At 60.4% G+C, this 1,203-nt stretch carries 1 protein-coding gene; it reads left to right on the top strand.

The features are described from left to right. Nucleotides 1–51: 51 nt before the first annotated feature. Nucleotides 52–1,203 (top strand): IS3 family transposase gene (locus QOL82_RS29150; RefSeq protein WP_283445826.1). Its coding sequence is split into 2 segments (ribosomal slippage), with 1,153 coding nucleotides annotated over them: nucleotides 52–346 and nucleotides 346–1,203; the frame shifts between segments, so codons are not numbered across the junction. This gene is flagged as partial in the annotation.

Raw genomic sequence — 1,203 nt, 5'->3', positions numbered from 1 at the left:
TGACCTTGCCCCGGTTCCACGTACAGCAGAAATCGATTAATTTCTATGTACATGGAGGTCGAGATGAGCGAAGAAACCGTTCCAAAGAGGCAATACACAGGAGAGTTCAAGGTGGAGGCTGTTCGGCTGGCCGATTCGGTTGGCGGTCACGAGGCGGCCCGGCGGCTGGGCATTCCGATTGCGACGTTAAGCAACTGGTCCCGGCGAAGGCGTAAAGCGCCTGGCCAGGAATCGATAGCGTCTGCGCCAAACGGGCCGGTGCGTCGGTCGCCAACCGACCTGGAAGCGGAGAACAGCCGGCTTCGCAAGGAACTGGCCAGCGCCAGACTGGACGTGGAAATCCTTCGAAAGGCCACGGCGTATTTCGCGAAGGGGTCGCGGTGAAATACGCCTGGATCGACACCAACCGCGACCACTACAGCGTGAGCCGGCTGTGCCGGGTGCTTGGGGTTTCCCGCACAGGCTACTGCCAGTGGCGGGGTCGTACGCCCAGTGCACGCGCCCGGGCCAATGCTGATCTGGATGCGCATGTCAGGCAAATTCATACTGGCAGCCGCGCCAGTTACGGGCGACCCAGGATCGTTCAGGCCCTTCGCCGGCAAGGCCTGTCGGTAGGTGGCGAGCGGGTTCGACAAAGCCTGCGCCGACAGGGCCTGCGCCCAGTCTACAAGCGCCCTTATCGGGTGACGACGGATTCGTCGCATCATTTGCCGGTGGCGCCCAACCTACTTGATCGACGCTTCGACGGCTGGCTGCCCAATCGGGCCTGGGTCGCCGATTTGACTTACATTGCCACGGCAGAGGGATGGCTTTACCTGGCGGTCATCATGGACCTGGCTAGTCGTCGGATTGTGGGCTGGTCGATGTCGGAACGGATGAAAGCCGGCCTGGTGTGCCAGGCGCTGCGCTCGGCATACGGACAGTGCCGGCCGCCTGTCGGTTTGATTCTGCACAGTGACCAGGGCAGCCAATACGCCAGCCATGCCCATCGCAGCCTTGCTGCCGATTTCGGCATGCAGGTTTCCATGAGCCGCCGTGCCAACGCTTGGGATAATGCAGCGGTGGAAAGTTTCTTTAAGACGTTAAAGGTAGAGCGGATTTACCAAGGACGATACGAAACACGGGAGCAAGCCAGACTCGACATCGTGGACTGGATTGAAGGCTTTTACAACCGACAGCGCCTTCATTCTTCCATTGGCTACC

The organism is Noviherbaspirillum suwonense (genome assembly GCF_900182955.1).
Taxonomy (GTDB): Bacteria; Pseudomonadota; Gammaproteobacteria; order Burkholderiales; family Burkholderiaceae_D; genus Noviherbaspirillum_A; species Noviherbaspirillum_A suwonense.
This window is presented reverse-complemented; position numbering and strand designations above follow the sequence as displayed.